Annotated in this window: 9 protein-coding genes and 1 riboswitch; of the genes, 7 read left to right on the top strand and 2 right to left on the bottom strand. The window is 67.9% G+C overall.

What is annotated here, in order from left to right:
- Positions 1 to 372: cob(I)yrinic acid a,c-diamide adenosyltransferase (locus tag ACXJL8_RS24475; RefSeq protein ID WP_456685729.1), on the bottom strand; the 372-nt coding region annotated here is incomplete at its 3' end.
- 40 nt (positions 373 to 412) lie between these two features.
- Positions 413 to 632, top strand: a riboswitch (cobalamin riboswitch).
- Between the two features lie 95 nt (positions 633 to 727).
- Here ACXJL8_RS24475 and ACXJL8_RS24470 point away from each other — a divergent pair.
- The 7 genes from ACXJL8_RS24470 to cobJ are packed head-to-tail and all read left to right on the top strand — an operon-like array spanning position 728 to position 8,650.
- Positions 728 to 1,102 carry a DUF1636 family protein gene (locus ACXJL8_RS24470; RefSeq protein ID WP_456617773.1) on the top strand — a complete coding sequence of 125 codons (375 nt, stop codon included), beginning with the start codon at positions 728 to 730 and terminating at the stop codon, positions 1,100 to 1,102.
- On the top strand, positions 1,099 to 2,148 hold the full coding sequence (gene cobW / locus ACXJL8_RS24465) for a cobalamin biosynthesis protein CobW (RefSeq protein WP_456617772.1): 1,050 nt from the start codon (positions 1,099 to 1,101) through the stop codon (positions 2,146 to 2,148). The genes ACXJL8_RS24470 and cobW overlap by 4 nt, the downstream gene beginning before the upstream one ends.
- Positions 2,148 to 5,396, top strand: a complete 3,249-nt coding sequence (gene cobN / locus ACXJL8_RS24460) for a cobaltochelatase subunit CobN (RefSeq protein WP_456617771.1) — start codon at positions 2,148 to 2,150, stop codon at positions 5,394 to 5,396. Before cobW ends, cobN begins: the two co-directional genes overlap by 1 nt.
- Positions 5,393 to 6,556 (top strand): precorrin-3B synthase, encoded by a 1,164-nt coding sequence (gene cobG, locus ACXJL8_RS24455; protein WP_456617770.1) that lies wholly within the window; start codon positions 5,393 to 5,395, stop codon positions 6,554 to 6,556. Before cobN ends, cobG begins: the two co-directional genes overlap by 4 nt.
- Positions 6,556 to 7,185 carry a precorrin-8X methylmutase gene (locus ACXJL8_RS24450; RefSeq protein WP_456617769.1) on the top strand — a complete coding sequence of 210 codons (630 nt, stop codon included), beginning with the start codon at positions 6,556 to 6,558 and terminating at the stop codon, positions 7,183 to 7,185. The genes cobG and ACXJL8_RS24450 overlap by 1 nt, the downstream gene beginning before the upstream one ends.
- Before the next feature lie 2 nt (positions 7,186 to 7,187).
- Positions 7,188 to 7,919, top strand: coding sequence for a precorrin-2 C(20)-methyltransferase (locus ACXJL8_RS24445; protein WP_456617768.1), 732 nt, complete (start codon positions 7,188 to 7,190; stop codon positions 7,917 to 7,919).
- Positions 7,916 to 8,650, top strand: a complete 735-nt coding sequence (cobJ, locus tag ACXJL8_RS24440; RefSeq protein WP_456617767.1) for a precorrin-3B C(17)-methyltransferase — start codon at positions 7,916 to 7,918, stop codon at positions 8,648 to 8,650. Before ACXJL8_RS24445 ends, cobJ begins: the two co-directional genes overlap by 4 nt.
- Here the strand turns inward: cobJ and ACXJL8_RS24435 are convergent.
- Positions 8,626 to 9,315 carry a cobalt-precorrin-6A reductase gene (locus tag ACXJL8_RS24435; RefSeq protein WP_456685728.1) on the bottom strand — a complete coding sequence of 230 codons (690 nt, stop codon included), beginning with the start codon at positions 9,313 to 9,315 and terminating at the stop codon, positions 8,626 to 8,628. The two genes, cobJ and ACXJL8_RS24435, sit on opposite strands and share 25 nt — an antisense overlap.
- Position 9,316: the final 1 nt, after the last annotated feature.

The following is a 9,316-nucleotide window of genomic DNA, read 5'->3' as shown; positions in this document are numbered from 1 at the left end:
CTCCCAGCCGGCGCGGGCTGCTGCGATATCGCGGGCGCGGTCCTGCGTCTCCCAGGTAAAGCCTTCGCCCATCGCATGGAACTGGCAGAGATCGCCGAAATGGCCGGTGAGCAGGCGCCGCTCGCCGGTGTCCCAGGCGCCCTTGATGAACTGCACGACGGCGCAGGGGAAGCCATGGGCAACACAGCGGACGACCATGCCGAAGGCGGAGGAGGACTTGCCCTTGCCGGCGCCGGTGTGGACGATGATGAGGCCCTTTTCGCCGCTCTTGGTCGCCATGATCTTGTCGCGGGCGACCTTCTTCTTCGCCATTTTCGCAGCGTGGCGGGCGTCGGTTTCCTCGGCCGTCTGGGGATCCGGTTCAGGCGTCATCGGACAGGGTCCTTCGGCTTGACAAGTGGCGGCCGGGGGCAAATGGTGGGCCGGCGTTGGTTCCTGTCCTATGACAGGCGAAGAGGGAATGCGATAGGGTCCGAATCGGCAAGATTTGGGTCCAAAATGCAGCCGCCCCCGCGACCGTGACCGGAGAGATGCCCAAAGCCACTGATCCCTCGCGGGATCGGGAAGGCGGGGATCGTAGGGCAAAACCCTGCTCCGCAAGCCGGGAGACCTGCCAGCGCGGAAGTTTTGGACCGGCGGACGGGGTGTTCCGCGACGGGGAAGCGGGCCTCCGCAAGTCAGGGTCCGTGCGCCTCATCGCCTCCCGCTATTTTTCCTGGAAGGGGCGATGACCGTCACACTTCACGTCTGCATCACCTGCCGTGCCGGCCAGACGCTTAGCGAGGGCGAGATCGCGCCGGGCAAGCGCCTGCATGGTGCGATCCTCGACGCCGGCGTACCCGAGGGCGTCAACGTGGTTCCCGTCGAATGCCTGTCGGCCTGCAGCCAGGGCTGCTCGGTCGCGCTGAGCGCGCCCGGCCGCTGGTCCTATGTCTACGGCCGCCTGTCCGATGCCCATGCGAGCGACGTGGTCGCGGGTGCTGCGGCGTATGCGGCCGCGCCCGACGGCATCGTGCCATGGCGCAGCCGTCCCGAAATCTTCCGCAAGCAGTCGCTTGCCCGCATTCCCCCCATTGCCGTTGTGCCAGAGGCCGCAGAATGAACTCGCTCGCAAAAGTCCCGGTCACGGTCGTCACCGGTTTCCTCGGCTCCGGCAAGACGACGCTGATCCAGCATCTGCTTGCCAACGCCAACGGCAAGAAGCTCGCGGTACTCGTCAACGAGTTCGGCAGCGAAGGCGTCGATGGCGAGATCTTGAAATCCTGCGCCGACGCCAATTGCCCGGAGGAGAACATCGTCGAGCTCGCCAATGGCTGCATCTGCTGCACCGTCGCCGATGATTTCATCCCGACCATGGAGCTGCTGCTGGCGCGGCCCGTGAGGCCCGATCACATCCTGATCGAGACCTCGGGACTGGCGTTGCCGAAGCCGCTGCTCAAGGCATTTGACTGGCCCGAAATCCGTTCGCGCATCACGGTCGACGGCGTGATCGCGCTCGCCGACGCGGAGGCCGTTGCCGCCGGACGCTTCGCCCCGGATCCCGACGCCGTCGAAGCGCAGCGCGCGGCTGACGGGAATCTCGATCACGAGACGCCGCTGTCGGAAGTGTTCGAGGACCAGATCGCCTGCGCCGACATCGTGCTGCTGACCAAGGCGGATCTTGCCGGCAGCGCCGGGCTCGAAATGGCCAGGGCGGCGATCATCGCCGAGATGCCTCGCCGCGTGCCGATGCTGGCGATCACCGACGGTGCGATCGATGCGCGCGTCATCCTCGGTCTGGGAGCTGCGGCGGAGAATGATCTTGCCGCGCGTCCCTCGCATCATGACGGCGAGGAGGACCACGAGCATGACGACTTTGCCTCCGTCGTGATCGACCTTCCGGAGGTCACGGATATCGATGCGCTGGTCGCATCGATCCAGCGTCTCGCGCGCGAGCAGAACGTGCTGCGGGCCAAGGGTTATATTGCCGTCGCGGGCAAGCCGATGCGCCTGCTGCTTCAGGCCGTTGGCGAGCGGGTGCGGCACCAGTTCGACAAGCCCTGGGCTGCCGGCGCGCGGCGGTCAAAGCTCGTCGTGATCGGCGAGCACGGCGATATCGACGAGGCCGCGATAAGAGCGGGACTTGGTATCTCAAGGCTTGGTATCTGATGCACGTCGTCTTCCGCGAGAGCCGCGGTCTCGAGGAGACCGCGACGCCAAGGGACATCGGCCAGGATCCGGCCGATCTCGTGGTGCTCTCGTTCTCGGACTCCGATCTGGCTGCGTTTGCGGCAGGCTGGCGCCGCGGGCGCGACAGCCTGCCGTCGCTGCGGCTGGCCAATCTCGCGGAACTGCGTCATCCACTCTCGGTCGACACTTATATCGAGCGCACGCTGTCGCAGGCGCGCGGCATTCTGCTGCGCCTGATCGGCGGTGAGTCCTATTGGGCCTACGGACTTGCGGCCCTGCATCAACTGGCGAAGGACCGCGGCATCGTGCTGGCGGTGCTGCCGGCCGATGGCCGTGACGACACGCGCCTGGACGCATACTCCACCTTGCCGGTTTCGACGCTGCGGCGGCTCAAGGTGCTCTGCGACACCGGCGGCCCGGTCGCAGCCCAAGCCGCGATCGCGCAGCTTGCGCTGGCTTCGGGCCTGTATGCCGGTCCGGTCGCCGGCGAGATGACCGTGCCCGAGATGGGTTTTTACGATCCCGCACGCGGCGTCATTGCAGCACCGCCGAGCTCCGATGCAAGGCCGCGTGCGCTCGTGACCTTCTATCGCTCCTATCTCACCGCCGCCGATACCGGCCCGGTCGATGCGCTGATCGCGGCGCTGCGCGAGAAGGGCTTTGACGCCTATGGTGTGTTCGCCACCTCGCTGAAGGCTGCAGGCGTTGCGGATTGGCTGCAGGCGCATCTTGCGCAAACGCCTCCCGCTGCGATCGTCAATGCGACGGCGTTTTCGGCGGTCGGCGACGACGGCACGACGCCGTTCGATGCCGCTCCGTGCCCTGTCTTTCAGGTCGCACTCTCCACCGCGCGGCGCGAGGACTGGAGGGAGTCGCTGCGCGGCCTGTCGCCCGGCGATCTCGCGATGCATGTGGTGCTGCCCGAGGTCGACGGCCGCCTGTTCGCGGGCGTGGTGAGTTTCAAGTCGGCCGCGATGCGCGATCCCGATCTGCAATTCTCGCATCTTGCTCATCGCCCGGACGAAGAGCGCGTGAAGGCTGTCGCGGCGCGCGTGGCCGCCTGGCGGCGGCTCGCAGACAAGCAGACAGGTGAGAAGCGGCTGGCGATCGTGCTTTCGAACTATCCGGGACGCCCGCACCAGATCGCGCATGCGGTTGGTCTCGACGCGCTTGCCTCGGTCGAGGCATTGCTGGTTGACCTGGCCGAGACCGGCTTCGATGTTGAGCCGGCCCCTGCGCTTGGCGAGACCATGCTGAAGCGGCAATTGACCTGGAGCACTGCCGACTACCGTGCGGCGGTGTCGCGTCTTCCGCAAGCGTTGCAGGACGATCTGGCGCAAGCCTGGGGCGCGCCGGAGGATGATCCGAACTGCCGCGATGGTGTGTTCCATTTCGCCGCGATTCGATGCGGCCGATCGATCATCGCGGTTCAGCCTGAGCGTGGCGAAGCGAGCACGCGCGATGCCGACTATCACGATCTCGCCCGCACGCCGCGCCACGCTTATGTCGCGTTCTATCTCTGGCTCAGGGAACAGGGCATCGATGCCGTCCTGCACATGGGCGCGCATGGCACGCTGGAATGGCTGCCCGGAAAATCCGTGGCGCTGTCGCCGGCCTGCTGGCCGGAAGCACTGGTCGGCGATCTCCCCGTCATCTATCCCTTCATCGTCAATGACCCCGGCGAGGCCGCGCAGGCGAAGCGGCGCACTGGCGCGGTTACGATCGGCCATCTGCCGCCGCCGCTTGCGGCGTCCGCCGTGCCGGACGGCCTGCGCCGGCTCGAACAACTGCTTGACGAATACTCGACCGCCGATGGCCTCGATCCCGCCCGCCGCCAGCGCCTGATCGCTGCGATCCGCGACGAGGCCCGTGTGGCAGGGCTTGAGCACGATCTCGGCCTCGATGCGTCGGCCGCGCCGGCCGAAGCCATCCCGCGGATCGATCGCTTCGTCTGCGACCTCAAGGAGAGCCAGTTCGGTGACGGCCTGCACGTGTTCGGCCGCGGCGCCTGTGGCGAGGCGGAGCGGGATGCGCTACGCGCCGCGCTTGCGGGACGGCGCGTTGCGCCGGGGCCGTCCGGCTCGCCCTATCGCGGACGGCAGGACGTGCTGCCGACGGGACGCAATCTCTTTGCCGTTGATCCGCGCGCGGTGCCGACGCCGTCGGCGCATGCGCAGGGAATCAAACTCGCGGAAGAGCTGCTGCGGCGTCATTTGCAGGATCATGGCGACTGGCCGAAAGGCCTCGTGATCGACCTCTGGGGTTCGGCCACGATGCGCACGGCCGGCGAGGAATTCGCCATGGCGCTGCATCTGGCCGGCCTTGCGCCGCGCTGGGATCACGCCTCCGGCCGCGTGACCGGCTACGACATCATCGCGCCGGCCGAGCTTGGCCGCCCCCGCATCGACGTCACGCTGCGGCTGTCGGGCCTGTTCCGCGATGTCTTCGCCGGCCTTGCGCAATTGTTCGAGGCGGCGGCCGAAGCGCTTGCGGCGCGCGAGGGTGAGGGCGACGAGAATCCATACCGGCATCGCGCATCCCGCGTGTTCGCGCCGCGCCCCGGACAATACGGCGTTGGGCTGTCGGCGATTCCCGATGACTTCACATCCGACACGCGAGAGGCCGCCGGCGAGGCCTGGCTGTCGGCCTCGTCCTGGGCGTTCTCCGCCGACGGGGCGATCAAGCCCGATCGCGCCGGCATCGAACAGCGGCTCGCATCTGCCGACGCCTTCGTCCACGTTCAGGACCTGCCGGAAACGGATCTGCTGCTCGCAGCCGACTATGCGGCGCATGAAGCAGGCATTGCCGCCGCCGCCGAAAGGCTCGGCGCGTCTGCGCCGTCGCTCTATCATCTCGACGCGACGCGCCCCGAGCAGCCGCGCGCACGGACTCTGACGGAAGAAATTTCACGCGTCGTCCGTGCGCGTGCGGCCAATCCGGCCTGGATTGCCGGCATGATGCGCCATGGTTTTCGCGGCGCCGCCGAGATCACCGCGACACTCGAGCACATGGCCGCCTTCGCCCATCTGGCCGGCGCCGTGCCGCCGCATCTGTTCGATCTCTACTACGACGCCACACTCGGCAGTGACGACGTCCGCGACTTCATGGCGCAGGAAAATCCGGCGGCTCTGGCCGCGATGGAGATCTGCTTCACGCGACTGCATGAGGCTTCACTCTGGCGAACGCGCCGCAATTCGATCGCGGCCGCGCTGCGGGAGGCGTCATGAGCGCCGTTGCGATCAAGGGCTGGTGTCCCGGTGCGCTGCGGCCGATGCAATCGGGCGATGGGCTGGTGGTCCGGGTGCGCCCGTACGGCGGACGGCTCGATGCGGCGCAGATCTCCGGGCTTGCGCATCTGGCCGAACGTCATGGCAACGGACTGATCGACGTGACCAGCCGCGCCAATCTCCAGATCAGGGGCGTCAGCGACACCAGCCATCGGCTGCTGCTCGACGGGCTCGCGCAGCTGGCGCTGCTCGATCCGGACGCCGATACCGAAGCGCGGCGCAACATTCTGGTGACGCCGTTCTGGCGCGACGGCGACGAGACCCAATCGCTCGCCGCCGAGCTCGAAGCGGCGCTCGAGGAGAGCGTGCTTGCGCTTCCAACGAAGTTCGGCTTTGCGATCGATGACGGCGCCTCGCGCGTGCTCGCCGGCGATTCCGCGGACGTGCGGATCGAGCGCGATCGCACCGGCGGACTGCTGGTGCGGGCCGATGGTGCCAAGTTCGGCCACTCCGTCGGACGCGGCGAGGCTGTGACTGCCGCACTCGCGCTTGCCAATTGGTTCGTGACATCGGGCGGTGCCAGGGGCGGGCGAGGGCGGATGGCGACGCATCTTGCCGCAGGCGGTGTCCTGCCTGACGCGTTGTGCGGTGAGGTCGAGCCGGCGCCGATCATGGCCGCGGCGCGCCCCGACCTTTATCCGCAAGGCGCGATGGTCGGCGTTGCCTTCGGGCAAATGCCGCATGCGACCCTCAACCAGTTCGCCGGTTGCGGACATGCGTTGCGCATGACGCCATGGCGCATGGTGTTGAGCGAGGGCAAGCGGACGATGCCGTCTGCGGCCGGCCTCATCACCGAGGCCTACGATCCGGCGCTGCGTGTCATCGCCTGTAGCGGCGCGCCGCGTTGTCGCGAGGCCCATGCCGACACCCGCGCTCTGGCGGCGGCGCTTGCGCCGAACATCGGCGCAGCTGCGCGGCTTCACGTCTCGGGCTGCGCAAAGGGCTGCGCCCATTCCGGCGTGGCCGCGGTCACGTTGGTCGCGACCGGCGCGGGCTTCGATCTCGTGCGCGGCGGATCGACGCGCGATGAGCCTGTCATGCGTGGATTGAATCGCGACGACATCGTCAGAAATCCCTCCATTCTGCTGGGAGGGCACTGATGCCGCATGTCTACGAGACCGATGGCGCTGCGATCTACCGGCAATCCTTTGCCACGATCCGGGCCGAGGCCGATCTGTCGCGCTTCACGCCCGACGAGGAACAGGTCGTGGTCCGGATGATCCATGCCGCCGGCCTGGTGGGCCTGGAGGCGCATGTCCGCTTCACGCCGGGCATGGCCGCATCTGCGCGCGCCGCGTTGCAGAAGGGCGCGCCGATCCTGTGCGACGCGCGCATGGTCTCGGAGGGAGTTACCCGTGCAAGGCTGCCGGCGGGCAATGAGGTCATCTGCACGCTCGGCGACGCGGCCGTTCCTGCGCTTGCGCAATCCATGCGCAACACGCGCTCGGCGGCGGCGCTGGAGCTGTGGCGGCCGCATCTCGACGGAGCGATCGTCGCGATCGGCAACGCGCCGACCGCGCTGTTTCATCTCCTCAACATGCTGGAGGACCGCGACTGCCCGCGGCCGGCGGCGATCATCGGTTGTCCCGTCGGCTTCGTCGGCGCCGCCGAATCCAAGGCCGCGCTGATGGCAAATCCGCCGGTGCCGGCGCTGACGGTCGAGGGCCGCCTCGGCGGCTCCGCGATCACCGTTGCCGCCGTGAACGCGCTGGCGAGCCGGAGCGAATAGCGATGGGACGCATCATCTGCTGCGGTCTCGGCCCCGGTGATCCCGATCTGATGAGCGTGCGCGCTGATCGGACGGTGCGCGGCGCGAAGCACGTCGCCTATTTCCGCAAGAAGGGCCGGCCCGGCCAGGCCCGCCGGATCGTCGAAGGCATGCTCGCAGGCGACGTCACCGAATACCCGATGGAATATCCGGTCACCACGGAGATCGCGTTCGATAGCCCCGACTATGTCCAGCTGCTCGCCGGCTTCTACGACGAGTGGGCGGAGCGCCTGGCTCGTCTGGCCCGCGCGGTCGACGTCGTCGTGCTCTGCGAGGGCGATCCTTACTTTTACGGCTCCTTCATGCATCTGCACACGCGCCTGCAAAATCGCGTCGAGATCGAGGTGATCGCGGGCATTCCCGGCATGGTGGGCTGCTGGAACGGCGTCGGCCAGCCGATCGCGCTCGGCGACGACGTGACGACGGTGCTGATGGGGACGCTGGCCGAGGACGAGCTTGAACGGCGGATGCGGGATTCCGATGCGCTGGTCATCATGAAGACCGGCCGCAATCTTGCAAAAGTGCGCCGCGCGTTGGCTTCCGCCGGCCGGCTGGATGATGCCTGGCTGGTCGAGCGCGGCACCATGCCGGGCGAGCGTGTCGCGCGGCTTGCCGAGATCGATGCTGCCGAATGTCCCTATTTCGCGATCGTGCTCGTGCACGGCAAAGGCCGGCATCTGGACGCCGCCGAATGACGGGCACCCTGACCATCGCGGGCCTCGGACCGGGCAACGAGGCGATGGTGACGCCGGAGGTCTCCGCCGCGCTTGCGGGCGCGACCGACATTCTGGGCTATGCGCCTTACGTCGCGCGCGTCGCGCCGCGGGTGGGGCTTAACCTCCGCCCGTCTGATAACCGCGAAGAGTTGCTGCGCGCGCGCGAGGCTTTGCAGCTTGCGGCCGAAGGCGGGCAGGTCGTCGTTGTGTCCTCCGGCGATCCCGGCGTGTTCGCGATGGCTTCCGCCGTGTTCGAGGCGCTCGAACAGGCGCCGCAATGGCGCGAGCTTCCGATCCGCGTGCTGCCGGGCATCACCGCGATGCTGGCGGCGGCCGCGCGCGCGGGTGCGCCGCTGGGGCATGATTTCTGCGCGATCAATCTCTCCGATAATCTAAAACCGTGGGCGGTGATCGAGAAGCGGCTGCGGCTCGCCGCGGAAGCCGATTTTGCCATCGCGATGTACAATCCGCGCTCGGCGAGCCGGCCGGAGGGATTTGGTCGCGCGCTCGCGCTGTTGAAGGACGCCGGCTGCGGCGAACGCCTCGTGATCTTCGCGCGCGCGGTCAGCGCCGCTGACGAGAAGATCGAGACGGTGACGCTGAACGAGGCAATACCCGAAATGGCCGACATGCGCACGCTCGTGATCGTCGGCAATTCGCAGACGCGCCGCGTCGGCCGCTGGGTCTATGCGCCGAGGCAGGTCCGATGACCGAGCCACTGCATCACTTCGGCGACGCTCTCCACCCGCGATCTCTCGGGCAATCGCGGTCGCGAGATCAGGATCACGGGCAGGCCGAGCGCGCGGGCGGCGTCGATCTTGGCGCGCGCGCCGGCGCCGCCGGAATTGCGGGCGACGATCCAGGTGATGCCGCGCGCGCGCATCATCTCCAACTCGGCGTCAAGCGTGAATGGTCCGCGCGACACGATCACGTCCGCCGCAAAGGGCAGGGGCGCTTCGGGCGGATCGACGAAACGGAGCGTGTAGGCGTGCTGCGGCTTGCTCGCGAACGGTGCGATGTGCTGGCGACCGATGGCGAGGAACACCTGCGCCGGAGACTCTGGCAGCGCGGCGACCGCAGCGTTGACGTCAACGACCTCGATCCAGTTGTCGCCGGGCGCTTGAACCCACGGCGCGCGCTCGAGTGCGATCAGGGGTGTGCCCGTTTGCGCGCACGCCTGGACCGCGTTGCGGCTCATCTCGGCAGCAAACGGATGCGTCGCGTCGATTACATGCGTGAAGCCTTCATCGCGAATATAGTCGGCAAGACCGCTGACGCCGCCGAAACCGCCGATGCGGGTCGGCAGCGGTTGATGGGCGGGCGCGCGCGTGCGGCCACCGTAGGAATAGACGGCCTTGATCCCCGCGCGCGCGATC

It is taken from the genome of Bradyrhizobium sp. P5_C11_2 (genome assembly GCF_054049755.1).
The sequence above is the reverse complement of the archived record's forward strand: the minus strand, read 5'-3'. Positions and strand labels throughout refer to the sequence as shown.